The 25,535-nt window shown below is 58.9% G+C and carries 20 protein-coding genes and 3 pseudogenes; 6 read left to right on the top strand and 17 right to left on the bottom strand.

From position 1 onward, the window contains the following. Nucleotides 1-2: 2 nt before the first annotated feature. From AB4O05_RS26770 to AB4O05_RS26755, 4 genes are read right to left on the bottom strand one after another with little or no spacing between them, the layout of a single operon-like run. Nucleotides 3-1,118 carry an ABC transporter ATP-binding protein gene (locus AB4O05_RS26770; protein ID WP_460134346.1) on the bottom strand — a complete coding sequence of 372 codons (1,116 nt, stop codon included), beginning with the start codon at nt 1,116-1,118 and terminating at the stop codon, nt 3-5. Beyond that, the gene (locus AB4O05_RS26765; protein ID WP_460134349.1) at nt 1,115-2,008 is read right to left on the bottom strand and encodes an ABC transporter permease subunit; all 894 of its coding nucleotides are present in this window, start codon (nt 2,006-2,008) and stop codon (nt 1,115-1,117) included. Before AB4O05_RS26765 ends, AB4O05_RS26770 begins: the two co-directional genes overlap by 4 nt. After that, nucleotides 2,001-2,897, bottom strand: a complete 897-nt coding sequence (locus AB4O05_RS26760) for a carbohydrate ABC transporter permease (RefSeq protein ID WP_460134350.1) — start codon at nt 2,895-2,897, stop codon at nt 2,001-2,003. The genes AB4O05_RS26765 and AB4O05_RS26760 overlap by 8 nt, the downstream gene beginning before the upstream one ends. A 21-nt stretch (nt 2,898-2,918) precedes the next feature. Continuing rightward, a complete protein-coding gene (locus AB4O05_RS26755) occupies nt 2,919-4,229 on the bottom strand; it encodes an extracellular solute-binding protein (protein ID WP_460134351.1) in 1,311 nt (436 codons plus the stop codon). 170 nt (nt 4,230-4,399) lie between these two features. Between AB4O05_RS26755 and AB4O05_RS26750 the strand changes: the two genes are divergently transcribed. Next, nucleotides 4,400-5,524, top strand: a complete 1,125-nt coding sequence (locus AB4O05_RS26750; protein WP_460134353.1) for an ROK family protein — start codon at nt 4,400-4,402, stop codon at nt 5,522-5,524. A 127-nt stretch (nt 5,525-5,651) separates the two neighbouring features. On the opposite strand, the gene AB4O05_RS26745 is transcribed toward AB4O05_RS26750, so the two are convergent. The 4 genes and pseudogenes from AB4O05_RS26745 to AB4O05_RS26730 form a co-directional block, all read right to left on the bottom strand. Next, nucleotides 5,652-8,192, bottom strand: coding sequence for a TonB-dependent receptor (locus tag AB4O05_RS26745; protein WP_460134354.1), 2,541 nt, complete (start codon nt 8,190-8,192; stop codon nt 5,652-5,654). Between the two features lie 83 nt (nt 8,193-8,275). Further along, nucleotides 8,276-8,680 carry an ExbD/TolR family protein gene (locus AB4O05_RS26740; RefSeq protein WP_460134356.1) on the bottom strand — a complete coding sequence of 135 codons (405 nt, stop codon included), beginning with the start codon at nt 8,678-8,680 and terminating at the stop codon, nt 8,276-8,278. 1 nt (nt 8,681) lies between these two features. Beyond that, the gene (locus AB4O05_RS26735) at nt 8,682-9,365 is read right to left on the bottom strand and encodes a MotA/TolQ/ExbB proton channel family protein (protein WP_460134357.1); all 684 of its coding nucleotides are present in this window, start codon (nt 9,363-9,365) and stop codon (nt 8,682-8,684) included. Nucleotides 9,366-9,374: 9 nt separating this feature from the next. Continuing rightward, nucleotides 9,375-10,189, bottom strand: a pseudogene (locus AB4O05_RS26730) (energy transducer TonB). A 249-nt stretch (nt 10,190-10,438) separates the two neighbouring features. Here AB4O05_RS26730 and AB4O05_RS26725 point away from each other — a divergent pair. Beyond that, nucleotides 10,439-11,425 (top strand): hypothetical protein, encoded by a 987-nt coding sequence (locus AB4O05_RS26725; protein ID WP_460134360.1) that lies wholly within the window; start codon nt 10,439-10,441, stop codon nt 11,423-11,425. 200 nt (nt 11,426-11,625) lie between these two features. Here AB4O05_RS26725 and AB4O05_RS26720 read toward each other — a convergent pair. The 4 genes and pseudogenes from AB4O05_RS26720 to AB4O05_RS26705 all read right to left on the bottom strand — a co-directional run. Beyond that, nucleotides 11,626-12,780 (bottom strand): annotated as a pseudogene (locus AB4O05_RS26720) (DUF4350 domain-containing protein); the annotation flags it as partial. Continuing rightward, on the bottom strand, nt 12,777-14,297 hold the full coding sequence (locus AB4O05_RS26715; RefSeq protein WP_460134362.1) for a DUF4129 domain-containing protein: 1,521 nt from the start codon (nt 14,295-14,297) through the stop codon (nt 12,777-12,779). The pseudogene AB4O05_RS26720 and the gene AB4O05_RS26715, both read right to left, overlap by 4 nt. Continuing rightward, nucleotides 14,284-15,264 (bottom strand): stage II sporulation protein M, encoded by a 981-nt coding sequence (locus tag AB4O05_RS26710; RefSeq protein ID WP_460134364.1) that lies wholly within the window; start codon nt 15,262-15,264, stop codon nt 14,284-14,286. The genes AB4O05_RS26715 and AB4O05_RS26710 overlap by 14 nt, the downstream gene beginning before the upstream one ends. After that, on the bottom strand, nt 15,261-15,953 hold the full coding sequence (locus tag AB4O05_RS26705; protein ID WP_460134365.1) for an RDD family protein: 693 nt from the start codon (nt 15,951-15,953) through the stop codon (nt 15,261-15,263). Before AB4O05_RS26705 ends, AB4O05_RS26710 begins: the two co-directional genes overlap by 4 nt. A gap of 167 nt (nt 15,954-16,120) precedes the next feature. On the opposite strand from AB4O05_RS26705, the gene sbcB reads away from it, so the two are divergent. Next, nucleotides 16,121-17,566, top strand: a complete 1,446-nt coding sequence (gene sbcB / locus AB4O05_RS26700; RefSeq protein WP_460134366.1) for an exodeoxyribonuclease I — start codon at nt 16,121-16,123, stop codon at nt 17,564-17,566. A 66-nt stretch (nt 17,567-17,632) separates the two neighbouring features. Here the strand turns inward: sbcB and mvaT are convergent, their stop codons facing one another. Further along, nucleotides 17,633-18,007 (bottom strand): histone-like nucleoid-structuring protein MvaT, encoded by a 375-nt coding sequence (gene mvaT, locus AB4O05_RS26695; protein WP_003175830.1) that lies wholly within the window; start codon nt 18,005-18,007, stop codon nt 17,633-17,635. Nucleotides 18,008-18,350: 343 nt separating this feature from the next. Here mvaT and purU point away from each other — a divergent pair, with 343 nt between their 5' ends. After that, on the top strand, nt 18,351-19,199 hold the full coding sequence (purU, locus tag AB4O05_RS26690) for a formyltetrahydrofolate deformylase (protein ID WP_460134368.1): 849 nt from the start codon (nt 18,351-18,353) through the stop codon (nt 19,197-19,199). A gap of 86 nt (nt 19,200-19,285) precedes the next feature. Continuing rightward, a complete protein-coding gene (locus tag AB4O05_RS26685; RefSeq protein WP_460134370.1) occupies nt 19,286-19,471 on the top strand; it encodes a hypothetical protein in 186 nt (61 codons plus the stop codon). A 19-nt stretch (nt 19,472-19,490) separates the two neighbouring features. On the opposite strand, the gene AB4O05_RS26680 is transcribed toward AB4O05_RS26685, so the two are convergent. The 3 genes and pseudogenes from AB4O05_RS26680 to AB4O05_RS26670 all read right to left on the bottom strand — a co-directional run bounded on the left by AB4O05_RS26680 (nt 19,491) and on the right by AB4O05_RS26670 (nt 23,344). After that, nucleotides 19,491-20,234 carry a DUF2334 domain-containing protein gene (locus tag AB4O05_RS26680; protein WP_460134372.1) on the bottom strand — a complete coding sequence of 248 codons (744 nt, stop codon included), beginning with the start codon at nt 20,232-20,234 and terminating at the stop codon, nt 19,491-19,493. Then, complete coding sequence (locus tag AB4O05_RS26675) at nt 20,227-21,318, bottom strand: glycosyltransferase family 4 protein (RefSeq protein WP_460137736.1); 1,092 nt, start codon at nt 21,316-21,318, stop codon at nt 20,227-20,229. The genes AB4O05_RS26680 and AB4O05_RS26675 overlap by 8 nt, the downstream gene beginning before the upstream one ends. A gap of 137 nt (nt 21,319-21,455) precedes the next feature. Continuing rightward, nucleotides 21,456-23,344 (bottom strand): annotated as a pseudogene (locus tag AB4O05_RS26670) (methyl-accepting chemotaxis protein). A gap of 190 nt (nt 23,345-23,534) precedes the next feature. On the opposite strand from AB4O05_RS26670, the gene AB4O05_RS26665 reads away from it, so the two are divergent. Then, a complete protein-coding gene (locus AB4O05_RS26665; RefSeq protein WP_460134373.1) occupies nt 23,535-25,013 on the top strand; it encodes a helicase HerA-like domain-containing protein in 1,479 nt (492 codons plus the stop codon). A 4-nt stretch (nt 25,014-25,017) separates the two neighbouring features. Here AB4O05_RS26665 and AB4O05_RS26660 read toward each other — a convergent pair whose 3' ends face one another. Further along, the gene (locus tag AB4O05_RS26660) at nt 25,018-25,473 is read right to left on the bottom strand and encodes a DUF721 domain-containing protein (RefSeq protein WP_460134375.1); all 456 of its coding nucleotides are present in this window, start codon (nt 25,471-25,473) and stop codon (nt 25,018-25,020) included. Nucleotides 25,474-25,535 lie beyond the last annotated feature (62 nt).

The following is a 25,535-nucleotide window of genomic DNA, read 5'->3' as shown; positions in this document are numbered from 1 at the left end:
GACTATTTACTTTCGTCTTGGAGGTGAAGGGGGAGGCGCCGATTGCTCGACATGTCGAACAAGCTAACGTCGTCAGGATTTACGTGAATGTGCAGTGAGTCGCCGGGCTTTAGCGCGAGTGGGCCAGGGTGATTGACGAGAATGCGCTCACCGGCCGCCTCGCAGTGCAGCAACCGGTGGCTGCCCAGCTCTTCTACGCTGTGCAATGTGGCCCGAATGCCTTGGTCGGCAATGCGCAATGCCTCGGGACGAATTCCCAGCAGAAGGTCTGCCGGCGCAGGCCCGGCGCTTTGAAGTTTTAGTGAGAGGAACTGGCCATCCGTTAACGCAAGGTCGTTAGCGCCTTGTCGCTTGAGGGGCAGGATGTTCATGGCCGGGGTACCAAGAAGGCGCGCGACCAAGGTTGACTGCGGCGTGCGGTAGAGCGCCTGCGGCGTATCGATTTGCTCCACGTGACCTTTATTCAAAACGATTATGCGATCAGCCAGTGTCATGGCTTCGGTCTGATCGTGGGTCACATACAGGATCGTGGCGCCAGTCTGCTGATGCAGTTTGCGCAACTCGGCACGCATTTCCTGGCGCAGCGCGCTGTCAAGGTTGCACATAGGTTCATCGAACAGCAGCACAGGAGGACGCCGAACCAATGCACGGCCGATTGCCACGCGCTGACGCTGACCACCAGAAAGCTGGGCCGGTTTGCGGTTCAATAACCCGTCGAGCCCCAGAGTGCGCGCGATGTCTTGAACGCGCACCGTGCGCTCATTTTTGGAGATCCCCGCCAAACGAAGACTGTAACCGATGTTATCGGCAACGCTCATGTGCGGGTAAAGCGCGTAGTTCTGGAACACCATTGCGCATTGGCGCAGTGCCGGTGCTAGTCCGGTGACATCCTTGTCACCGATCAATATGCGACCCGAATCGGGCTCTTCCAGCCCGGCGACCAGTCGCAACAGGGTTGACTTACCGCAGCCAGACGGCCCCAGGATTACGTTGAATTGGCCTGCCGGGAACTCCAGATCAAGGTTGCTCAGAATAGGGCTGGCAGAACCGGTATAACTTTTGCGAAGGCCCTGAAGCTTGACTGAAGGCGCTTTGGTCAACGGAATAAATGCAGTCATTTACCGACTCCTACAAGACCTTTAGTGAACCAACGCTGCATCAGCGCTATGACCAAAATAGGCGGTAGTAGGCTGATTACTGCCGCCGCCATGAGTAAATTCCATTCCGGCAACTGCGTGCCGTCAGTCGGAGCGAAGCTGGCCACCCCCAAGACGAGCGTTCGCATCTCTGACCGATTGGTGGCGACCAATGGCCATAGGTAGTCTTTCCAGGCGCCGATAAACACCAGTGTGCCAAGCGCCGCAAAATTAGCCTTTGACAGCGGAATGAGGATGTCTATGAAGAAACGCCAGGGGCCCGCGCCATCCATGCGTGCAGCTTCCACAAGTTCGGGTGGCAAGGTCAGATAGAACTGACGGAACAGGAATGTGCCCGTTGCTGAGGCAATCAGTGGCAGTGCGAGCCCGGGATAACTGTCGAGAAGGTTCAGCGTCGGTACAGGCGCCCAGGTGATCCCAAGGCTCAGTAGAAGCGAGCGAACAGGGCCAAGAACGTCTCCCGCAACCGCGTAGGTCGGGATGATCCTGACCTCGACAGGCAACAAGAGCGAGCCGAGCACGGCAAAAAAGATCACGCTCTTGAATGGGCTCCTGAAATACACCACTGCGAATGCCGTAAGGGCGGATAGGGCAAGCTTGCCGATTACGACCAGGGTCGCCACCAGCAGGCTGTTTTCCATCAAGCGCAGTAGGTCGAGACGCTGGCTGACTTGGGCCAGGTTGTGCAGGAGTTCGCTGCCGGGCAGTATCGGGAGCCCCTGAGTCAGCAACTGGTCATTGGTGACGGTTGCGGCACAGAGGGCCATATAAAGCGGGGCCAGTGCGAAAATCAGTCCCATCGCCAGCAGCGTGTAAGCCAGGGCGTTCAGTAGCCGGTTGCGCTCAACCATGTGTAGTTTCCCGGCGCGCACGCCATGTCATAAAGCGAAATTGACCAATGCTCAGGGCAACGACCAGTAGGAGCATGAGCACCGATAATGTGGATGATCCGGCGAGATCTAATCCGACGAAGCCGTCCTGATAAATCTTGTAAGCGAGTAATTGGGTGGAATCTCCTGGGCCGCCATGGGTCAACGTATCCACGAGCCCGAAGCTGTTTGAGAGACTGTCCAGCAGACCCACGACGAAGACGAACACCAGATAGGGCGCGATGAGTGGCAACTGGATGTCACGAAAGCGCTGCCAGGGCCCGGCGCCATCCAGCGCCGCCGCCGCGAGATAGTCCTCCGGCACCGACTGCAGACTGGCGACGATCATCACCACGTTGAAGGGCACTTGGCACCACGCGTAAGCCACGATCAACAAGGCCATTGCCTGCCACGGTTCGGCGTTGGGAGCCCAACTACCGGGCACCCATTGATTGAGCCAGGCAAATGGCCCGAATTGGGGGCTCGCTATGACCTGGAAGATCACACCCAAGGTTGCGCCAGACACTGCGTAAGGCCATATCAGCAGGTTCCTGGCTATCTTGCGCCCACGCAGCTTCAGTTCCAGGCAAAAGGCCAGGACCAGCGCGATCAAAATCGAAAGCAGCGTTGCGCCAAGGCTGAAAACCAACGTCGCGCGCAAGGCGGCCAAGGTACCTGGGTCACTCAATACCCTTGCAAAGTTATCCAGCCCAGCGAACGTTTCGCCCCCGCCGAAAGGCTGGACGCGATTCAGCGACCACCAGAAGGCTTGGAGTGCGGGCCAATAAAAGAATAAGAGCAATGCCAGCAACTGAGGCAGTGCAAACAGCAAGGCAAGGTAGCGTTGAGGAAAGCGGGCACTCATGCTCATTGTTTTATTTCCACCGAAAAATCAAGGCTGCCTGGCATTTCGGTAGGTCTCTTCGAATGTGGAAAGTAGGACGTTGCCTCTGCCTACGGCTTGTTGCAGGGCGACATTGGCTGTTTCACCGCCGGTCAGCGCGTTGTGCAGTTCTTGGGTCCAAAGCAGGCGTAACAGCGTGATAAACCCTGTGCGCAAAGGAGCACTGCTGTGTCCGCCTGGATCACTTAGAGAATGCAAACCCACCGTGACGGCACTGTCGCGAGGCAACTGCTCGATCACTTCTGTGGCAGGCGTCTGGGTGACAGGGAGATAACCTGTTGCTCGGCTAAATTTGAGTTGTACCGCCGGTTGTCGAAGGTAGGCCAGGAACGCTGCGACAGTGGCGTACGCGTCATCGGACTGGCCGCGCAGCACCCAGAGTGCGGCTCCGCCCGCGACCGTTGGATGGCGATTTTGTCGCGCATACACCGGCAGAGGAGTCACTGTTACGTCTGAATTTTGCCCGGACGCTATCAAGTTTGATGCGCCGGTTGACCCTAGCAGCATCGCGCAATCACCCGACGCAAAAGCAAGTTCTTGGCGCCCGCTGCGCGTGGCGCTTTGGTCTATGACCGAGCCGTCGGCTACCCAACGTGTCAGGTCTTTTACCAACTGCGCGTGGGGGCCTTGGTCGAACACGTAGCGCGCAGCGGTTCCGTTCGCGCCATTGTTTTCGGTAGCGACGGGAACACCCATCACTGCACTGCTCTGTTCGAGCCAGATCCAAGGGTTGAAGTCCGTTACGGTCGGGCAGGTATTCCCGTGCTCGCGCAGCGCTTTCAGCGCCGCCCCGAACGCTTCCCAGGTGGCAGGGGGTTCGTTGATGCCTGCAGCGCGCAGTGGCGCGCGGTGGCTGTAAAGCACCGCAGTCGACAGCGCGAAAGGTTGAGCGGCAAGCGGCCCATCATGGCTGGCGTAGTACCGGCGCACTGCTGGGAGAAACTCATCGCCTTGCGGCTCACCGTGGTCAGACATGACCTGCGCAACCGGCAAGATAGCGCCGCTCAACAGCATCTCGAGGGTAGCCACATCATAAATTTCGACCAGTGCTGGGCTTTTTCCTGACCGGTAGGCTGCGACTGTTTTCTGTAATGTTTGCTCGTAGGTACCTTGGGCAATACAGCGCAGAGGGCGCATGTCCCTGTGACTGGCGTTGAACTCGTCGCAGAGTTGGCGGATGGCCAGCCCTGCTTGCCCACTGTGTCCGTACCAGAACTCCACCGGTTCGGGGTTTGTACTGGCCAAGCCCATGACTGGCGTGAGCAGCAGGGCATAAAGGAGGGAGTGACACACGCGCATTGGTCAGGACCTTAGGTAGATCTCTATATTTAATACACTTTATGTGTAGTATTTATGAACGTCAGTCTCCTGTGAATATTTGATGACTTAGGTAGATAGGGCCCGCTCCGTCTATAGCAATCTTCATGGAGAGTGTTTTAATAAGCTTTTTATTCGGAATCTGCCCTGCAATGACCGATTTAGCCAACTCTGTGCCGCCAGCGCTTTTAACGCTTAATTCCCGCACGGTGCTTGATATCCTGCGACGCCGAGGTCCGATTACACGAGCTGCGCTCTCCGCGGATATGGACTTGGCGCAACAGTCGGTACACCGTCTCATTGAGGACTTGCTTTCACGCGGGTTGGTGAGAAGTGGCGAGCTGGTGAAAAACGGGCGAGGTCAGCCCAGCCCGAGAATTGAACTCAATAATGAGATCGCTTACTCCATCGGGATTTCCATCAACACCGATTCGGCCGTAGTCTGTCTTTCCGATCTGGCATGCACCGTTCATGAGCAGGTGAGCCTGCGCATACCGCCGTTAAGCCGTAACGCTACGCTTGCTTCGCTGGAAAAAACCATTGAGCGGATGCTTCACCGCAATGGCGTCGATCGATCACGGGTCGTCGGTGTCGGCGTTGCTATCGCTGGTTTTTTTGTACCGGGTCGTCAGCTCAATGCGCCGGAACCCCTTCGTGACTGGTGTCTAATCGACTTGGTGCCACTTCTGGAGGCGCGGTTCGAACTGCCGGTCTGGTTGGAAAACAACGCCTCCACTGCTGCAATCGGTGAGAGCTTGCTCGGGGTTGGGGCATGGGCGACAAATTTCGTCTATCTGTCCTTTAACTATGGCTTTGGCGCAGGTGTTGTTATTGACGGCAGGCCCTATTTTGGCAGTCATGGAAATGCAGGGGAGATCATCATCTACGATGAGAAGGAGGCCGCCACTCGGCCTGCACTGCGTTATCTGATCGAAATATTGAGTACGCATGGCGTGGAGATTGACTCGATTGAGGACCTGCGCCAGCGGTTCGATCCCGCATGGCCAGGTGTGAAGCAATGGATTGAGCAAGTGCAGCCTGCGCTGGACAGGGTAGTCAACGCCCTTGCGGGGTTCTTCGACCCGCAAGTCATTGTCTTTGGCGGTCAGCTCCCGACGGCGCTAGGGGAAACTCTCATTGCTAATACACGGTTTTGGGGGTCTTCCCGCTATGGGGCTCCGCCACCACATCCTCAGTTGAGGATGAGTGAAACCAATGGAGATGCCGCCGCGGTGGGAGCGTCGCTGATCCCGCTCAAGGAAAAGTTCTTCCTCTGACAACAACAGGCCAGGCAAATCTGCGGCTGTACCTCGCGCACCGCTTTGGCTGGCCTGACCATTAGCGACGTACTGCGAAAATGAACAGGTTCGCGGCGCAATGTACGTTGCGCCGCGGCTGTTTGTTTTACCAGTGGTACGTAAGGGATGCCTGATAGTTACGCCCGAAGATTGTCCGTCCGTAAGTGACGTCTGACCCCTGGCCGTTCAGCAGGTCCCGACGCGGATTGCCTTCTGTGATGCCGTCTTTGTTGGTGAGGTTGCTGCCGGTCAGTTGCAGATCCACATCATGGGTCAGGTGGGTCAGCAGGCCCATGTCGTAAGTCGTGTATGCAGGCATTTCGGTGACGTTGGAGTAGTCGGTATAGCGCTTGCCGGTGTGGTAAGCCGTCACGGAGAGTTCCATCGGCACGCCCAAGTCGAAATAGAGAGTAGGCTGGATACTCGCCATCAGTTTAGGAATGCGGGGTAGCTGCTTATTGTCGTAGGCCGAGGCGCTGGCCGCGGTCGATCCTGGCGTCGTCAGGCCCGTGACTTTTGGATCTTGCACGGTCACGCTCGCATTCAAGCCGAAGTAGCGGGTGGGGCGCCAATTAAGCGCGTTCTCAAGCCCCAGGGTTTTTGTCGAACCTTGAATCTGCAATGTCGTGATACTGCCTGTACCGTCCACCACCAAGGCGCTTAGGTCCAGGGAGTCGAAAGAACTCCAGTACGCAATGGACGATACGGAGAAACTGTCGCTACCAATGCGCACGCCGGCCTCGGCTTGCTTGACGCCCGTCACATCCTTGTCGCCGGCCCACACGCCGTTTTGCAAGCGAGGCAAGCGCTCGGACTCGGTGTAGCGGCCGAATACCGTAGCGTTAGGGCTGAGTTGGTAAGAGGCTCCGAGTGACCAGGTTTTAGCCACGTCATTGGCGTTGCGCTTGGTGGTTACCGAGGCGCCCGTCAAACCTAGAACTTTGTCATCGGCAAGTGTCGTTGAATCCCCTAGATCTCGGGTGGCGACCGTGTAGTTGCGCCCTTCCTCATAGAGCTTTGTGGCTCGAACACCGGCATCCAGTGCTAACGCATCGGTCAGATGCCACGTGTCGAGCGCGTATGCGGATACGTATGCGCCGTGGGCATCAGCTTTGAGGCGACCGGCACCGTAACGGGTGAATCCATCGTCCGTGACGCGTCCAGTCTGATTCCCGTTAGCGTCGTAGGCTATGACGTCCAAAGCGTCAGGCTGGTTTTTCACCGTGGTCAGGATGTTGCTTTGGGTGCGCGATTGTTTGAAGGAATAAGCATCTATGTAGCCACCGAGTGTCAGGTCATGAGAGCCCCATCCCGTGTCGAAGGTGTGGCTGAAACGACTGTCGTTGACCACGTTATCAAGCTGGCTCTGCACGGAATACCATCCGCTTTCGACTACCAGCCCGCTGCCCGAGCTAGGGTCTACCGGAGAGTTGGTCTGGCCGGCCATTGTATAGCCCAGCCTGGTGGTCCCGGCGAAGGCGGCCTGAGCAGCCGAGAGCCGGCTCGCCAGATAGCCACTGGCCGTTTGAGGGTCACTCCCGGAGAAGAGTGTGTCGTAATTGACTTGCGCATGGGTGTAGCGAGTTCGGTTATTCAGCGTCCACCCTGAATCTCCCAGATCGTAGTCCAGGTGTGCGCCCAACTGATAAGAGCGGGTATGGACACCGTCCGACAAATCACTGGCTTTTCCGGTAATCGAGTCACCGTCAAAACTCTTCAAAGTTCGGTTTTTGAAGCTGTTGGAGAGTAACGTACCGTCACTAGGATTGAGCCAACTAGATAGCGAGCGTGAAGGATTGGAAGGATCCCTCAGCGGTATGGGGTTGTACAGTGCGTTACGGTCGTCAAGGACGCGGGCATCAATGTCCAACCGGCCCTGATCGAGCATTTTGGACAGCGCGATGCGGAACTGGCCGCCCTTGTCTGCGGTGTAGCCCGTTTCACGCATGCCATCACTTTGCCGCGTAAAGCCGCCCACACTGTACAGCCATCCATTGACCAAAGGGCCGGAGGCATAACCGTCGATACGTTTGAGGCCATCGGAGCCTACCGTTGTTCTGATGGCGCCTTCTGGTTTCTCTGTGCCCCAGCGGGAGATGACATTGACCGTACCGCCAGGGGCATTGTTGGCGAAAATGGGAGAAGTGCCGCCAGCCACTGTTTCCAGTCGGTCAGTGGTCATGTCCAACCGGTAAAGGTTATCAATGTTGAAGTAAGACTCCTGAGGCTCGTCGAAGAGCGTCAGCCCATCCTGCTGCAGTTGAACGTTGTACCAGCCGCCATCCGGTAGGCCGCGTACATAGAGGTTTTGACCGCCACCGGTACCGCCAGAGGGCTCGCTCCAGAAACCCGGTACTGATTTGATGGCATCCACTGCGCTGATCGGAGCGTTGCGCTGCAGTTTCTCGCTCGACTGAGTGGTAATTGCATACGGCGCATTAAGCTCGGTTATGCCGCTCGCAGTACCCGTAACCACGACGGTGGACAGTTGCGTTTCACTTTGCTTAACCACATCAACGGATGCCGGGGGCGTCGGCGTGCTCACTTCGCCCTGATCTGCATGAACACTTATTGCGATCGCCAGGGTGGCTAGCATCAGTCCGGTCTTGGCGAGCATCAGGCTGTGATAATTCGTGATGTTACCCATTTACTCGTACACCCATATTAATTAGGCAAAGCGACTTGAAGTGACGTGTCGCCGTTGTGACAGTCAAAAGAGAAAGTTGGTGATCAAGGGCTTTCAGTGATAACGGCCAAGCGTGTAATTCCGGATTTCTGAACATCTGCGAGTACGCGAGCAACAGTTCCGTAATCAGTAGCTGAATCAGCACGCAAGGTAAGAGAGACCTCCGGGTCTTTGTTGTGTAGCGATTGCAGGCTGGCCGGTAGTTGCTCGGGCGTCAGCTTGTTTTCATCAATGTAAACCTGCCCGGCCGCGTCAATGCTGATCGGCACGGGCTTAGTGTCGTCCGGTGGCGCAGTCGCCACCGTTTGCGGGAGGTTTAAAGGTATTGCATTGGACAGCAACGGAGCGGTCACGATAAAAACCACGAGTAATACCAACATCACATCTACGAGCGGCGTGATGTTAATGTCGCTGATGGCGGCATCATCATTACTTGAAATAAAGGCCATATCAGGCAACCCCACTCAAGTTACGCACAGCCCCTTCGCGGTCTGCGTGTTTTAAACGAAAAGCCTGGCGCTGCGCGCGGTTGATAAGCGTCACGGCAAAGGCATCCAAGTCGCAAATCATCAACTTCATGCGACGGCCAAAGAAGTTGTAAGCCAGTACTGCCGGCACGGCGACGGCGATACCAACGCCCGTTGCAATCAGTGCTTCACCGATAGGGGCAGCCACAACGGCGATACTTGCGGACTTGGCGACACTGATGGCTTGCAGGGCATGAATGATGCCGAATACGGTGCCAAACAGGCCAATGAACGGCGCGGTGCTGCCTATCGACGCAAGCACAGTCATTCCACTTTCCAGGCTGCGTCGTTCGTTATGGATCTGTTGCTGCAGACTACGCTCAAGCAGCTCTTGGCGACTCCAGCTTTCAGAGAGTTCATGCCCGCCGCTAAGTGCTTTGGCGGTCACTTCGGCCAGACGGGCCAGTTGTCCGTCGGTTTGACTGCCGCGCAGGGCAGAGTCCAAGTCGTGCGTGGCCACAAACGTTTCGTTGTAGCAATTGTTTTGCTTTCTTAACTTTCTCAGCTGCCATCCTTTTATAAGTAGCGCGGCCCACGTTGCCACTGAAAACAGCAGCAGGATAGCCATCGAGCCTTCATGGATAAGTGTCGAGTAATCGATTGTCATATCAGAGCCTCAAGGAGCAAGTTTGAATGCGAGTGGAACGTTTACCCAACCGTCTACAGGGGTATCTCCCCGCTTGGCCGGAGTGAATGACCATTGCTTGACGGCCGCAATGGCCGCATCGTCAAGTGTTGAAAATCCGCTGGACTTGTCCACCTCGACCTGGTCCGGTCGGCCGCTTGCCTGAACATGGACTCGGAGCACCGTGATGCCTTGTTGATGTCGGCGGGCAGCGGCTGCCGGATAAACCGGAGGCGGATTGTTTAAGTACCCAGCGCGGCCTATCGGAGCTGTAGCCGCCTGGTTGGTATTAGCAGCCGGTGCGCGAGGGGTTGCAGGCGGCTCGCTGGGTTTTACAGCCGTGGGTACAGAGGACGATTCTTTCACCGGAGCCGACTGTGCCTTGGGCTGGGCGGGTTTAGCCCGAGGAACCGGCGGTTTTGTCACGGGTACCGCCGTCGTCGCCTTGACCGCAGGTGGAGGAGGGGCTGGTGCCGGAGGTGGCTGCGTAGGAACCGGCGGCGCGGGCGGTGTCGCGGGAGCGGCAGGTGCTGGCGGTGCCACCATCTGCATCGCAATCGGCATCGGTTTAGTCAGTTCAGGCAACGGCTGTCTGTGTGAACTGCTTTGCGCCCAAAAAAACCTGCGCAATGTACGCTCAGGACCAGCAGTGAGGCCGGTATCACCAAACGCATATCATGGCGGGGTACCTCCACGACGGGCAGAGGCGCGGAGCTGATCTGTTGATCGACGACAAGCGACTGGCACATGGCACGGTCATCACTGCCGTGGTGCGGGTGGCGTCGGGATTGAAGTAACGCGGACATAGCATCACCAGGTAATGGGCAGCAACGGGGCGCGATGCCACCCTAAAAATGTCTGGCGATATTACTACTCGTAATGTGTATTAATTATGACGCTGTCTACGGTTAGCTTTTTTACCAAGTCCAACCAAATATTTATTGGGCGTTTGCCATAAAAGTGTAGCGAAAGCTCCGTTACGCTGCCGCGCTTCCGCACGGTGTGTTCCTCATTCGGTTCACATGAAGTGTATATTCACTCAGGTAGACAAGATTATGGCTCTCAGTCTTCAAGATCGGTGGGTCTGGGATTTTTGGCTCGCGCAGGACGGAAATCAGACTCACCTCTTTTATCTCTGTGCTCCAAAATCGTTGGTTGCCCCAGAACTGCGCCACTGGAATGTCACCATCGGCCACGCCCGCTCCACCAACTTCAGGGATTGGGAAATTCTGCCCGACGTACTATGGCCTGCGAATGCGCCTGCCTGGGATGACTACACGACATGGTCCGGGTCGGTGATCAAATCAGATCAGAACCGCTGGTTGATGTTCTACACTGGCACATCGCGTGCGGAAGACGGGCTCGTGCAGCGTATTGGTCTGGCCGAGTCTGAAGATTTATTCACTTGGACTCGCTATGGTTCCCAAGCGCTACTCAGTGCCGATGCAGACCATTACGAACAACTCGACACGCAGGTCTGGCGCGAGCAGGCGTTCAGGGACCCTTGGGTTTTCCCGGACCCAGACGGCGATGGCTGGCATATGTTTTTTACGGCGCGCGAAACAGTCGGCGCCACGGGGCGGCGAGGGGTTATCGGTCATGCAGTATCGGAAGATCTTTACAGCTGGTCACAACGACCTCCCATTTTTCGATCACATCGATACGGCCACCTCGAAGTACCTCAGCCAATCGAGTATCGGGGCACCTGGTACTGTCTTTTTTGCGTGGCTCATGCAGATATCGACAGTGACTATGCGCATGCGCGGATGGCGGGCACCCAGGGCGGTATCCACTATCTCGTCGCGGATACGGTTTTAGGTCCCTGGCATCTGGTCGACGAAGATTTTCTGGCGCCTGATTCGTCCTATGGTTTGTACGCGGGAAAGCTGGTCATTGACGTCAACGGCGAGCTGTCTCTAATGGCATTCAGAAACCGGAACGCTGAAGGCGTTTTTGTTGGAGAAATTATTGACCCGATTCCTTTGCGTGTGTTGGAGGACGGTCGGCTCATGCTGATGGAGAGTTCCTATCCCGGTTTCTGATATTTTCGGGGAGTTATCGCTATCAACCATAGGGTAGGCAGGATTGCCCAGCAATCACGAAATCCTCAGTAGCCCGCACAAGCTCCATCTAGCGTCTCCTGCAGTGAGCATACCTCCGTTGCTCAGTACCAAGACCTATGAGCTTCTAAAGGTTTGATTTCAATATGGCAGATATCTAATGATTCACCGGTACCACTCCATAGGGCATTCCTGAGGGTTTGCAGGCACGCCACCTGCCGGCTGAAATCGGCGCTGGAAAGCCGTTTTGCCGGGAGTGGGCCGAGGGCCTGGTTGATGACATGAGAGGGTTGGCGCGTAAGGTGTTCAAGCACTCGCCACTGTTCTGCGCTGTCGAGGTGTTCAAAACCCGGATGGCGCCGCCGGGCGGCCCGCAGGATATCGCGCTGTAAGGCGTGCAACAGCGTACCTTGGCCGCTGCGGCGCAGCAGGAAGTCGGCGCTGGCTTTCAAGTGTTCCTGCAACTGCCGGCGAGCCTTGGGCGCCGGCGCCTGGATCGGGCCCTGGCGCATGCCGGCCCGCCAAAGTGCCAGGGCGATCAGCGCGATGAGTGCCACCAACGCCTGGGGGAAATAACGCAACAGCAGGGTAAACAGGTCATCCACGGCGCTGTTGAACAACAAGGTCACGGCAGTCCCCTGGTTCAGGTACCACAGCAGCCAGGCATTGTCGTGTTTGCCGATCGTTGGTGTTTTCCACAGCTCGCTGTCGGTGATGACCGTCACGCGGCCTTGCCCGAGCTCGCGTTGCATCAGGTGGCTCGACCTGGCGCTGTTGGCCGAAAACTGCGCCAGGTGCTTGGGGTCTGTGAGGTTGAAATCGGTGTCGAAGCTGAAATAGGCCGGTGCGGTTTCATTGTCGACATAGAGTTTGGTCAGGTCCGGCGCTTTCTTTTTACGCGCCGGCGCGGGGGCATCAGGCTCGTCACTCAAGGTCTGGTGGATATCCAGGCGATCAAGCAGAAGGTCGCCGCTTTTGCCGGTCTCTTCATCCCACAGCGCCTCGGCCACCAAGAGCAGGTGGCCCCCGGACCGGACCCAGTCCAGCAACTGCCCTACCTGGCGTGGCGACAGGTTGCTGCGTTCGCCCAGCAGCAACAGGCTGTTGCCCTTGGCCGGCAAGGTGGCCAGGCGTTCGAGGCTATTGGCATGTTCCACGGCCAGGCCTTGCTGGCGCAGAAAGTGCTCGGCCGCCAGGTAAGGGTTGGCCAGGGCCTCCGGCGCGGGGCCGAGGTCTACCACCTCTTCATAGGGGATAGCCTTGCTCCACACGTAAACGCCGCCCGCGCCCAGCAGGCACGCCAACAGGAGCCCCAGCCACAATAACGGCCGGTTCACTGGGCGCCTCCCGAACTGAACAGGGCGCGCCAATCGCCGCACAGTTTCTGGCGGGCTGAGGCGGGCGGGAGGTGATGACCATAGGCGAGGTTTTGCCAATGGAGGGTCAATTCATCACTGAAGGCCAGCAGTTGCGGTTGCTGCAAGTGGTGCACGCGTTCAAGCACCTGGCCTTCGGTATCGGCGCTGTTAAGTGGCACATTGAAGTCATGCAATAGTCGGCTCAGCAGGCCACGATAAAGAAGGCCGAGGGCTTCTCGTGGTTGGGTGGGCCACAGCTGTTCGGCGGTACTGGCGATGTCGTCGGGCAAGGTCTCGACACCCAGTTCCAGGCCGAACAATTGCGTCGGTGCCGGTTTGGCGGCGTCGGGTGTGCGTGGCCCGCGCCGGCGGACGAATGTGCGCAGCCACTCACGATAGCGCCACGCCAGCAGGGCCAGGGCCCCGACCAACAGGGCCCATAACAGAACTTCAATGCCCTGGGCGACGTGCTTGAAGGTGCTGCTGTTGAAGTTGTCCAGTAATGCCTGCAGCCACGCCGGAAGCTTGCCGTCACCGTGGGCCTTGTTTTTAACGGCGGGTTTTTCTTCGCCAAAGCGATAGCGGGTGACGGTTTCGGGGTTTTTGAACGGCGGTTTTTCCAGCAGCGATTTGATCGACTGGCTCGCGCCCTGGGTCGTCAGTGGTTTGCCTTCATCTGCCATGGCGGGCGGGTTGAACGGCAGCAGCGTCAGCCCGATCACCAGCGCCAGCAGTGGCGCCAGAGTGCTCAGGCGCTGGCGCAAACGGCGGAATACCAACTCCAGGTCCCAAGCCTCCAAGACAGTACGGCGGTTGAGGTACAGGCTGAAGCCACAGGCGACATAGATGGGCTCCCAAAACACCAGGATCAAGGCGTAGAACGCGTTGCTCAGATGCTCCAGCCACAGCCCTTCGGAACCTGTGGCCAGCGCCAGCCGTTGCCAATCCCACTCCAGTTCCAGTTGCTGCGGAATGAACAGATAAAACAGTGCCATGCAGCCGAACCAGAGGCCGATTTCCAGATGCATCCCGACAAGGGTCAGCCAGCGTGCGGCACCGGCATTGCGCTGCTGCAGCACGCCCAGGCGCTTTTGCCGCGCCTGGCCATCCAGGCCTTCGAGCTGGCTGACCGGCAGCAGAAAGCTGCGGCTGAGACTGAACCGCCGCCAGGTCAGGCTGGCCAGCAGTTGCCTGCTGAGCAGGCGTGGCCACTGACGCACCGCCTGCTTAAGGCCGGGTGTTTCGCCAAACAGGGCCTTGGACAGGATATATAAAGGCAGGCGGTCGAAGGCCGGCTTGAACCACCAGAACAAAAACACGGCCGTGGATGGATAGTTCCACAGCAACGCGGTGAGCAAGGTGAACACCGGCAGGGTTACCAGCGCCCAACTGCCCATCAACAGCAGGCGATGTTCCCGGGCCATTAAGACGCCAAGGTCCATGGCTTCCCAGGCGGTGCGCGGGCGAATCACTACGCTGGCATCACTCAGGCGCATGGCGAGTCCGTCCGGCAAAGGTCAGGTAAGCCGCCACCAGCAGCCACAGAATAGCGCCCACCAGGTATTTGACCCAGGGGGCGACCTGAGTGGTGGAAGACCAATAGGCTTCGATAAACGCGGCGATCAGCAGGAACACCATCACCCCGCAAAGCAATTGCACGCTTTTATGTGCCGCCAGCCGCAACGATTCCCCACGGGTCAGTCGCCCGGGGGCGATCAGCGCCCAGCCCAGTTGCAAGCCCGCGGCACCGGCGAGGGCGATGGAGGTCAATTCGAAGGCACCATGGCCGATGACAAATGACCAGAAGGTCTGCCCGTAGCCGATCTCGGTCAGGTGCCCCGAGACCGCACCGATGATCAGCCCATTGAATATCAGGAAAAACATACTGCCCAGGCCGAACAGCAACCCGGCGGCGAACGTCTGGAAGGCGATGCCGATGTTGTGCATCACGTAGTAGCCGAACATCATCCAGTCTTCGCTGGATGCGCGTTCGGCGGCGCGCCCCAGGCGGCTGGCATCGGGGTCGTACATGCCCTGCATCTCGGCCACCTGCTGGGGGCTGACGATGCTGTAGATCAGGTCGGGAAACAGGTACACCAGCAGGGCAATGCCCAGCAGGCTGCCAAAGAACAACAGGCTGGCGACCAGTACGAACCGCCACTGCTCCCGCACCAGGCGCGGAAAGTCGGCCAGTACGAAACTCAGCACGTTCGCCGCCAATTGGCTGCGATGGCGATACAGCTGTTGGTGGCCGCGCAAGGCCAGCTGTTGCAAAGGGTCCACCAGGTAGCTGCTGTAGCCGCGCTCCTGGGCCAGGGCCAGATGCTGGCACAGGCGCCGGTACTGATGGGGGAAGTCGGCCACGTCAGCCGCCCTGGCCTTGCCTTGCTCCAACTGTTTCAGTTGTTCGGCAAAAGCGTGCCATTGGGGTTGGTAACGACTTTCGAAAAGGCTCTGCTTCATGTTGGCCCCAACAGGCCGCGGGCCACGCCGTTGAGTTGCTCCGTGGCGCGGGCCGGGGAGACTTGAAGGGCAGGCGCGAGGATCGACGCCAGCTCGTGGACCCGCTCGGCGGAGAGTTCCCCCTGGCGCTCCGCGAAGCCCAGGATGGCGCGCTGTTCGCTCAGGTCCAGGGCGAATGGCAGGCGCAACGCCGTGGCCTGTGGCACCTGCGGGCGTGCCAGCGGTTGGTCGCGGTACACCACCAGGGTGCCGGCCGCCAGGTCGCCGAGGCGTTTGAAATGAGGGTGCTGCAGGCAACTGATGGCGCCGAGAAAGTAGCCCAAAGGCAGCATGTCGACAAACCGCAGCAGGTTGCGGATCAGCGAGGCGGACCAGCCGATGGGGGTGCCGTCGTCCTGCACCACGCGCAAGCCCATGACCTGTTTGCCCGGCGAGCAGCCCTGATTGAGCACCTCGAACAGCACCATGTACCACCAGCTGACCAGGAACAGCAGCAGTGCGCCCAGGCCGATACCCACGTTGCCGAGCAAGGCCAGTGGCACCAGCAGGACGCCCATGATCACACCGCGCGCGCCCAGGTCGAAGGCAAAGGCCAGCACGCGTGGCACCAGGCCGGCCGGGCGCAATGGCAGGTCGATCCCCTCCGGGGTCTCGATCTGGTAGCGGGTGTCCAATGGGGCTGATGGCATCGCGATCCTTGGCAGTGCAGAGCGTTTGGGAGACACGGATGCTAGCAGTGTCGGCGATGGAAGCAACCATTCAAGGTTTTGCTGTATGTTTAAACAGTGCTTTTGCTGCTGGCTCCACATGCGGTTCAGCGCCTAGACTTTGTCTATCTTCAGCACAGGAATAGCCCGTGACCTCCATTTTCTGGTACGACTACGAAACCACCGGCATCAACCCGCGCAACGATCGCCCACTCCAGGTAGCCGGAATTCGTACGGACCTCGAACTCAACGAGATGGGCGCGCCCCTCAACCTTTATTGCCAGCCCGGCGACGATATCCTGCCCCATCCCGCCGCGTGTGCGATCACCGGCATCACCCCGGCGATACTTGCGGAAAAAGGTCTGGTCGAGGCCGATTTCATGACGCGGGTGCATGCAGAGCTGGCCGCTGCGGGTACCTGCGGCGCCGGTTACAACACCTTGCGGTTTGACGATGAAATGACGCGCTACAGCCTGTATCGCAATTTTTTCGACCCTTACGCACGGGAGTGGCAGGGTGGTAACAGCCGCTGGGACTTGATCGACGTGGTGCGCACCGCTTACGCCTTGCGCCCGGAAGGCATCGAGTGGCCGCGGCAGGACGGGCGCGTGACGCTCAAGCTCGAGCGCCTGACCGCCGCTAACGGCATTGACCACGGCCAGGCTCATGATGCGTTATCCGATGTGCGCGCCACCATCGCCCTGGCCCGGCTGGTCCGCGAGAAACAGCCCAAGCTTTACGATTGGCTGTTTCAACTGCGCAGCAAACAACGGGTAATGGACCAGGTGCGCCTGTTGCAGCCCATGGTGCACATTTCCGGGCGGTTTTCCGCCGAGCGTCATTACCTGGGCGTTGTATTGCCTTTGGCCTGGCACCCACGCAACCGCAATGCGCTGATTGTCTGTGACCTGGGGCTCGATCCCCAGGGGCTGCTGGACATGGATGCCGACACATTGCGCCAACGCCTTTACACCCGCCGTGATGACCTGGCGGAAGGTGAGCAGCCGGTGCCGCTCAAATTGGTGCATATCAACCGCTGCCCCGTGGTTGCCCCCCTGAATGTGTTGCGCGCCGAAGACCGTGAACGTCTTGGCTTGGATATGGCGATTTATCAGGCACGGGCGCTGCGGCTAACTGACGCACACGAACTTTGGCGCGATAAGTTGGCGGCTATTTACGCCGAGGAAGATTTTGCCCCGAGCGCGGACCCGGAACAGCAGCTTTACGACGGTTTTATCGGCGATCGGGATCGACGTTTATGCGAACAAGTCCGTGCCGCGGAACCCGCGCAACTAGCGCGTCAGCAGTGGCCTTTTGATGACGAGCGTTTGCCGGAACTATTATTTCGCTACCGTGCGCGTAACTTCCCGGAGAGCTTGAGCAGTGAGGAGCGACAACGCTGGAAACTTTTCTGTCAGCAACGTTTGTCAAATTCTGAATGCGGCGCGCCGAATACCCTTGAGGCATTTAACCAGGCACGGCAGGAGTTGGCTGTTAGTGCGACCCCGTTTCAGCAGCAGGTGCTGGAGCAGTGGCAAGAATATGCCCTTTCTTTAGCGGCTCGTGTGAATCTGCAATCAGGTGTTGCGCAATAAACACCCAATAAAAAACGCCAGCAAGCTGGCGTTTTTAATGTGTTGCGTGTCAGGCGCAGGCCTGGCTTAGCCCAGCAGGGTAGCCCAGCCTTCAACCACGTCGCCGCCCCACTTGGCTTTCCACTCTTTCAGTGTTTTGTGGTTGCCACCTTTGGTTTCAATCACTTCGCCGTTGTGCGGGTTCTTGTATTGTTTGACCTTGCGAGCACGCTTGGTGCCGGTAGTTTTCACGGCGCCGCGAGGTGCTTTAACTTTCGACTCCGGATCCAGCAGCGCAATGATGTCACGCAGGGATTTGGAATATTCACCCATGAGGGTGCGCAATTTGCCTTCGAATTCCAGCTCGGTTTTCAGTTTGTCGTCTTGGGACAGGTTCTTCAAACGGGCTTGCAGCTCTTTGATAGCTTCTTCGGTGGCGCGGTATTCATTGATCAGGGACATGTGGACTACCTTATGTAGAGCGCGGGTTGACAGGGATAGTGGCCCAATAATAGTCAGGCAGTTTCCTCAAGTAAACATTTAAGGGCGCATTTATGTGAATTACTTTGAATGTTTGTAGCATTCCCATGCGATCGAATTAATTACCCAGACGTGAAGATAGTCTTCCCGGCATTCAGGAAACAGCCTGAGGATGACACGGTAGATTCATATAAGGGTAGTAAAACCATAGGTTGTCAGGGGGCATTACGCTGGTCTCGATCAGAATAAACGTTAACGGATACTGCAGTTTTTCTGCGCAATCGCTAGAATGGCGGCCTTTGCGAAGTTCTGGAGTTTCCCCCTAATGCGCACTTTTCGGCTGGTGATTGCTTGCCCGGACCGGGTCGGCATCGTTGCCAAAGTCAGTAACTTTCTGGCCTCCCACAACGGCTGGATCACCGAGGCGAGTCATCACTCGGACAATCTGAGCGGTTGGTTCTTCATGCGTCATGAAATCCGTGCCGACACGCTGCCCTTTGGTCTGGAGGCCTTCCGCGAGGCGTTCGCGCCGATCGCCGAAGAGTTTTCGATGACCTGGCGCATCACCGACACCGAGCAGAAGAAACGCGTGGTATTGATGGCCAGTCGTGAATCCCATTGCCTTGCAGACTTGCTGCACCGCTGGCACAGCGACGAGCTGGACTGCGAGATTGCCTGTGTGATCTCCAACCATGACGACCTGCGTAGCATGGTCGAATGGCATGGCATCCCTTACTGCCACGTGCCGGTCAATCCACAGGACAAGGAGCCGGCGTTCGCCGAGGTCTCTCGCCTGGTCAAGCAACATGACGCCGATGTGGTGGTGCTGGCGCGCTACATGCAGATCCTGCCGCCGCAGCTGTGCCGCGAGTACGCCGGCAAGGTGATCAACATTCACCACAGTTTCCTGCCGTCGTTTGTCGGCGCCAAGCCGTATCACCAGGCATCCCTGCGTGGCGTGAAGCTGATTGGCGCAACCTGCCACTACGTCACCGAAGAGCTGGATGCCGGTCCGATCATCGAACAGGACGTGGTACGCGTCAGCCATAGCGACAGCATTGAAGACATGGTGCGTTTCGGCCGCGATGTCGAGAAGATGGTGCTGGCCCGTGGCCTGCGTTACCACTTGGAAGACCGCGTGCTGGTGCACGGCAACAAGACCGTCGTGTTCTGAGTCAAGCTTCTTGGTTGAACAAAGAAGGGCCTGGGCGTTAAATCGTTCCAGGCCCTTTTTTATTGTCCGCACGGCAGGACCAGACCATGAACGACCCGCTCGATAAAGCCACGTCCAAGGCGCCCGCTACGCTGGGTGAGGGATGCCTGAGTCGCTATGACCCGCAGGCACTGGGTACGGAGGACGGCACGGATTTTCCCGGCGCTGCCCAGTTGTGGGAACAGTTGCAGAAAACAGTTGAACCGCCCGCTGCGACGGATCCAGACGCTTGAGCACGCGCTGCCAACTCCTTCAGGGCTGGGTTGACAGCCAATCCGCCTTGGTCAGCGGAGTGCGCCCAGCGTTCAGCAGGCGTTGTAAGGTTTGCAGCCAATAACGGCGTGAAAATTCGTGGCGCATGTCCACCGGGTGCAGGCCCAGGCGAATCACGGGGGCTGCCTGCCAACGTTGTTCGCGCTGGTCGCTGATGACTTTGGACACCCCGCGACGCCAGGCACTGCGCGCACTCCAGACCAGGCCCGGGGCCTTGACCGGATTGAAATCGGGCAGCCGATACAAGTGCTGCGGGCCACTGGTGTAGCACAGCGGGAGTTGGCGCAATGCCGCCCGCGTACCTTGGCTCATCAGCCAGGCGGGTGCGACGAAACCCTGCAATGGCCAGCCGTAGCGGTGAAATACCTGCATGCCGTCATGCAGACGGGTCAGGGCCTGGGCCTCTGACAGCGAGTAGAACTCTCCTTCATGGGTATAGAGGCGGCGCATGAACCAGTCTGTTGGGGTGCGCGGTGCCGGTTGATCATCGCAGTGGTAGTAGCCGTGCAGGACGAGTTCGTCGCCCTTGGCCAAGCGGCTGTCCAGCAGGCGCCGAAAATCGCCGTGGGCGGACAGGGCGTCGTGGCGATGGAAGTCCGGCACCACCAGCCAGGTGATCGGCACCCTGCCCAAGGCGTCGACGGCCTCGACAAACGGGCGGTACTCAGCCCAGTTGTGCGGTGCCACATCGTGCAGCACCAGCAATACCGAACGCTCAGGCATGGGAACGCATCGGCTTTTGACTGCCCAGGACGGCGTAGTAATGGCCGAGCAGGCTGTCGACTACCGTATCCCATGCGTAATGGCGCTCTACGTGACGCCGAGCTTGTGCGCCGAGCCGGCGGCTGTCGGCGTTGAACAACTCGCGTACCGCGTCGGCCATTGCCTGTGGGTTGTTGGGCGTGCACAGCAGACCGCAGCGTTCGTCGACAATCTCGTTGAACGCCCCGGCTGCCACGGCGACCACCGGTATGCCGCAGGCCATGGCTTCCAGGATGACCAGGCCAAAGGTTTCCTGGTCCCCGGCATGCAGCAAGACGTCGGCACTGGCCATCAGCCGGGCAACGTGGTGGGCGGGACGAAACCCATCGATAACCGTAACGTTGTCAGGCACGCTGGCCGGCATGCCGGAGCCCACCAGCAACAAGTGGTAGCTGTTGCCCAGGCGCTTCATGCAACGCAGCAGCACCGGCAGGTTTTTCTCCTTGGAGCCGCGCCCGGCAAAGATCAGCAGGCGGGTGTCCTGGCCAATTCCCAGTTCGGCACGCAAGCCCAGGTCGCGCACTTGCGGGGTAAAGGTCTGCAGGTCGACTCCCAGGGGCTGGACGAAGACATTTTTCACCCCGAGCCCCGTGAGTTTGTCGGCCATCACCTGGCTTGGCGCCAGCACCCGGTCAAAATTCCCATAGAGTTTGCTGACGTAGGCTTCAACGTTAGGTGTAAACCACGGCCCCATGCGGTTGCTCACCAGCAACGGTAAATCGGAATGGTAGAAGCCGATGACCGGCACATCCAACTGGCGCCGAGCATCCAGTGCGGCCCAGGCAGTGAGGTAAGGGTCACCTACCTCTATCAGATCGGGCTGTAAGTCGCGCAGGACATTTCGCCACGGGGCCAGGCGCAGGGGGAATCGATAGCCTTTGCCGAAGGGCAGGGCAGGCGCGGGTACGTTGAACACGCCATCCCGTTCGCTCAAGTGCGCGCCGGGTATCAACAGGCTGTGGCGAATGCCGGGCTTGAGCGCCAGGCGACGGTGCTTGGCGTCCAGGTAGGTGCGTACGCCGCCGCTTGCCGGGGCGTAGAACATGGTTATGTCAGCGATATGCACGATGAACCCCCCTCCAATCCATTGCTCTCCATAACGTGGACCTGAGCTAAGGATAGATGTTCGGTTGGTGTTCATCGTGCAAACAGTGCAGGCGCCGTTGTGGCGCCTGTGATGGATCAGATCCGGAAACTGCCCACCAGCTGTTTCAAGCGTGCTGCCTGCTGTTCCAGATCGGCGCAGGCCCGCAAAGTCGATTGCAGGTTTTCTACCCCTTCCTGATTGAGGGTGTTGATTTCCGTGATGTCCATGTTGATCGACTCCACCACCGACGTCTGCTCTTCGGTGGCGGTGGCGACCGACTGGTTCATGCCGTCGATCTCGCCAATGCGCTGGGTCACGCTGTTCAGGCGTTCACCGGCGAGGTTGGCGATTTCCACGCTGTCATGGCTGTGACGCTGGCTCTGGCTCATGGTACTCACCGATTCACGGGCGCCGACCTGCAGCTCCTCGATCATCGTCTGTACCTGTTGGGCCGACTCCTGGGTGCGATGGGCCAGGTTGCGCACTTCATCGGCCACCACGGCAAACCCGCGTCCGGCTTCACCGGCCCGTGCGGCCTCGATGGCGGCGTTCAGCGCCAGCAGGTTGGTTTGCTGGGAAATGCTGGTGATCACTTCGAGAATCTGGCCGATATTCACCGTTTTGCTGTTAAGTGCTTCGATATTGCTGCTGGAGGCGCTGATCATCTCGGACAGTTGGGTCATTGCCTTGATATTACGCTCGACCACTTGCTGGCCATCTTCGGCCAGTTGGCGGGCATCGCTGGCCTGGTTTGAAGCCTGCGCGGCATTGCGCGCGATTTCCTGGGCGGCAGCCCCCAGCTCATTGATCGCGGCGGCGACACTGTTGGTACGGTTGGCCTGTTCGTCGGAATTGACCATCGACGAGTTGGAGGCGCTGACCACCCGCAGTGCGACCTCGTTGACCTGCTCGGTGGCCGAGGACACTTCGCGAATCGACGTATGAATTCGCTCCACGAAGCTGTTGAACGCATTACCCAGGGTGCCGAATTCATCGTGGTTCTGGATAGTCAGGCGGCGCGTCAGGTCGCCCTCGCCGTCGGCGATGTCCTGCATGGCGCGGGTCATGAGGTGCAACGGTTGCAGCAGCACGCGGATCAGCATGCCCAGCAGGGCAATGATGATCACCACGGCAATCACGGTGGCGATCACCGCAGAGGTGCGGAATTTGCTGAGCATTGCGTAGGCTTCGTCTTTATCCACCGATACCCCAGGTACCAGTTCCCCGAGGGCAAGCCTTTGATCGGAGTGAAAGTGACGATGTTGAGTTTGCCGTTGGCTTGGACTTCGCTGAAGTCGCCGCTGATCGTTGGCGTGTGGTTGGGGTAGACATCGGCGAGGGTCTTCATCACCAGGTTTTTGTTCGGGTGCACCAGTACCTTGCCATCAGCGCTGACCAGGAACGCATAGCCCATACCACCGAAGTTCAGTGCGCCGATGTTGTCCACCAGCGTCTGCAGGCTCAGGTCGCCGCCGACCACGCCGATGCTCTGGCTGCCCTTGGTGCTGGGGGTAGCGATGGAAATGATCAATTTGCCGGTGGCGGCATCGATATAGGGCTCGGTCAGGGTCGAGCCGTTGCTGCTCTGGGCACCTTTGTACCAGGGGCGAACGCGGGGGTCGAAGCCGTCCGGCATCTTGGTCTCGGGGCGGATGGTGAACGCGCCCTGGCTGTCGCCCACGTAGGTGGCCATGAACGAGGAGGTCAGGGTCTTCTGGTCCAGCAGGCTGGCAACCACGTTCGGTTCAGGGTTGATGGCGATGTTCTGTGCAGCGTTCTCCACCAGCGCGATACGCCCGGTCAGCCAGGTCTGAATGCTGCTGGCGGTGACGTCGCCCATTTCGTGCAGGTAGCTGTTGAGGTCATCACGGATGGCGTTGCGTTGCAGGTAATCGTTGTAGAGCGTGAACAATGCAAACGCGGCGATGACGACAAGGGAGGCTGCAAGCAGGATTTTATGGCTGAAACGCAGATTTTTATTCATGGCTTGAAGGGTCCGCTAAGGTCTTAATATCCAAAGCGCGTCCTTGTGGAACACGCGAAGGGTAACGTCAAAAAAAGTTTGATATTTCCGTTGGTCCCTGTAGGAACTATCTGGGCGATTTTTAGACTTTATGGGTCTCACATCGAGCTTATCGACCTGGCGACACTAAAGATTAACCATGGGTGACTAAATGCCTGATTCCACGCAACTTCTCATAGGTGCCGGCCTTGATCGCCAGCCCGTCGCCCAGGCCCTGCGCCTGGCCAACCGTCACGGGTTGATTGCCGGCGCTACGGGTACGGGCAAGACCGTCACCTTGCAGCGCCTGGCAGAGGCCTTCAGTGATGCGGGCGTCGCGGTGTTTGCCGCTGATATCAAAGGGGACCTCTGCGGCCTGGGTGCCGCTGCCTTTCCTCAGGGCAAGGTGGCGGAGCGTATCGCCGGCATGCCTTTTCTGAATTACACGGCTCAGGAATATCCAGTCACGTTGTGGGATATCCACGGGCAGTCCGGTCATCCATTGCGCACCACCATCAGCGAAATGGGCCCGTTGTTGCTCGGCAGTTTGCTGGAGCTGACGGACAGCCAGCAGTCGGCCCTCTACGCAGCGTTCAAGGTGGCGGATCGCGAAGGCTTGTTGCTGCTGGACCTCAAGGATCTCAAGGCTTTGCTCAACCATCTGCGTTATCACCCGGAGTTATTGGGTGAGGACGCCGCGCTGATGACCACCGGCTCCAGCCAGGCACTGTTGCGGCGCCTGGCGGTGCTCGAACAACAGGGCGCGCACGCGTTGTTCGGCGAACCGGCCCTGCAGCTCGAAGATCTCCTGCAACCGGCCAGCGATGGGCGCGGGCGCATCCACCTGCTGGATGCCAGCCGACTGGTACACGAGGCGCCGAAGGTGTACGCGACGTTCCTGCTGTGGCTGTTGGCGGAATTGTTCGAACAACTGCCCGAGCGCGGCGATGCGGATAAACCGCTGCTGGCGCTGTTTTTTGACGAGGCGCACCTGTTGTTCGCCGACACCCCCAAGGCCTTGCAGGAGCGGCTGGAGCAAGTGGTGCGGTTGATTCGGTCCAAAGGGGTCGGTGTGTACTTCGTGACTCAGTCGCCTGGCGACTTGCCGGACACGGTACTGGCCCAACTCGGCTTGCGTATCCAGCACGGTCTGCGCGCATTCACCACCAAAGAGCAGAAATCCCTGCGCGCGGTGGCGGATGGTTTCCGGCCAAACCCGGCATTTGATGCCTTGACGGTGCTCACCGAGCTGGGTACGGGTGAGGCGCTGGTGGGGACCTTGCAGGAAAAAGGCACGCCGGAAGTCGTCCAGCGCGTACTGGTGGCGCCGCCGCAATCGCGAATCGGACCGCTCAGCGAGGCAGAACGCACTGCACTGATCGCCCGTTCACCCCTGCTGGGGCGCTATGACAAGCCGATTGATCGGGAGTCCGCTTATGAGGTACTGATCGCCCGTAAGGACTTGAGCCCTGCCGAAAGCGCTGCGCCGGCCGCCGAGGAATCGAGCTTTACCGACAAGGCGGGGGCATTTCTGGGCACGGCGGCAGGCAAGGCGCTGAAATCAGCGATGCAGCAGGCGGCCAATCAGATGGGGCGCCAACTGGTGCGTGGGCTGTTGGGGTCGTTGCTGGGCGGCAGTAAACGCAAGTAGCGGTTCAGGGCTTTGGTCTGGCGTGGGCGGCCAGGCGTTCAAGCGCCGCGCGCAGGCCTGGGTCGCTGATCCCGTCGGCCGTGGCCTGGATGGTCTCGGCCGCCGTCTCTGACAAGTCCATGGTGTGGCCCACCGCGCCTTGTTGTACGGTCGGTGGCTGCACCTTGAATTGGATGCGCGTGAGGCTGGCGAACTCGTCGAATGCCATCAACTGGCGTTGCAGGCGTTTTTGCTGATAGCGTAAGCGGGTCGCCCAGTGGCCATCTGTGACAATTAGCAGCAGGTTGCCTTCACGCCAGGAGGCTACATGACAATGTTCGCGTGCGGCGGGTTGCAGCTGGCTTTCAAGCAGGCGTTGCAAATGGTCCAAGCGTTGCGCATGGCCAAAGATGGCTTTCAACGGCTTGGCTTCGCGAAGCAACACGCTGGGCGCGCGGGCTGTAAGGGGGCGAAATGCCATGATTGGACACCTTAAGTAACAGAGGTGCCATCTTAACAGAAAGCGCCTGCCCGCCCCCGGCC

It is taken from the genome of Pseudomonas sp. S1_G07, from assembly GCF_054668565.1.
This window is presented reverse-complemented; position numbering and strand designations above follow the sequence as displayed.

Coding starts and splice junctions, on each gene's coding strand:
- AB4O05_RS26750 (WP_460134353.1), top strand. CDS start 4,400: ATGACCGATTTAGCCAACTCTGTGCCGCCAGCGCTTTTAACGCTTAAT.
- mvaT (WP_003175830.1), bottom strand. CDS start 18,007: ATGTCCCTGATCAATGAATACCGCGCCACCGAAGAAGCTATCAAAGAG.
- AB4O05_RS26755 (WP_460134351.1), bottom strand. CDS start 4,229: ATGCGCGTGTGTCACTCCCTCCTTTATGCCCTGCTGCTCACGCCAGTC.
- AB4O05_RS26685 (WP_460134370.1), top strand. CDS start 19,286: ATGAACGACCCGCTCGATAAAGCCACGTCCAAGGCGCCCGCTACGCTG.
- purU (WP_460134368.1), top strand. CDS start 18,351: ATGCGCACTTTTCGGCTGGTGATTGCTTGCCCGGACCGGGTCGGCATC.
- AB4O05_RS26760 (WP_460134350.1), bottom strand. CDS start 2,897: ATGAGCATGAGTGCCCGCTTTCCTCAACGCTACCTTGCCTTGCTGTTT.
- AB4O05_RS26660 (WP_460134375.1), bottom strand. CDS start 25,473: ATGGCATTTCGCCCCCTTACAGCCCGCGCGCCCAGCGTGTTGCTTCGC.
- AB4O05_RS26725 (WP_460134360.1), top strand. CDS start 10,439: ATGGCTCTCAGTCTTCAAGATCGGTGGGTCTGGGATTTTTGGCTCGCG.
- AB4O05_RS26735 (WP_460134357.1), bottom strand. CDS start 9,365: ATGACAATCGATTACTCGACACTTATCCATGAAGGCTCGATGGCTATC.
- AB4O05_RS26710 (WP_460134364.1), bottom strand. CDS start 15,264: ATGAAGCAGAGCCTTTTCGAAAGTCGTTACCAACCCCAATGGCACGCT.
- AB4O05_RS26715 (WP_460134362.1), bottom strand. CDS start 14,297: ATGCGCCTGAGTGATGCCAGCGTAGTGATTCGCCCGCGCACCGCCTGG.
- AB4O05_RS26740 (WP_460134356.1), bottom strand. CDS start 8,680: ATGGCCTTTATTTCAAGTAATGATGATGCCGCCATCAGCGACATTAAC.
- AB4O05_RS26705 (WP_460134365.1), bottom strand. CDS start 15,953: ATGCCATCAGCCCCATTGGACACCCGCTACCAGATCGAGACCCCGGAG.
- AB4O05_RS26745 (WP_460134354.1), bottom strand. CDS start 8,192: ATGGGTAACATCACGAATTATCACAGCCTGATGCTCGCCAAGACCGGA.
- AB4O05_RS26665 (WP_460134373.1), top strand. CDS start 23,535: ATGCCTGATTCCACGCAACTTCTCATAGGTGCCGGCCTTGATCGCCAG.
- AB4O05_RS26765 (WP_460134349.1), bottom strand. CDS start 2,008: ATGGTTGAGCGCAACCGGCTACTGAACGCCCTGGCTTACACGCTGCTG.
- AB4O05_RS26675 (WP_460137736.1), bottom strand. CDS start 21,318: ATGTTCTACGCCCCGGCAAGCGGCGGCGTACGCACCTACCTGGACGCC.
- AB4O05_RS26770 (WP_460134346.1), bottom strand. CDS start 1,118: ATGACTGCATTTATTCCGTTGACCAAAGCGCCTTCAGTCAAGCTTCAG.
- AB4O05_RS26680 (WP_460134372.1), bottom strand. CDS start 20,234: ATGCCTGAGCGTTCGGTATTGCTGGTGCTGCACGATGTGGCACCGCAC.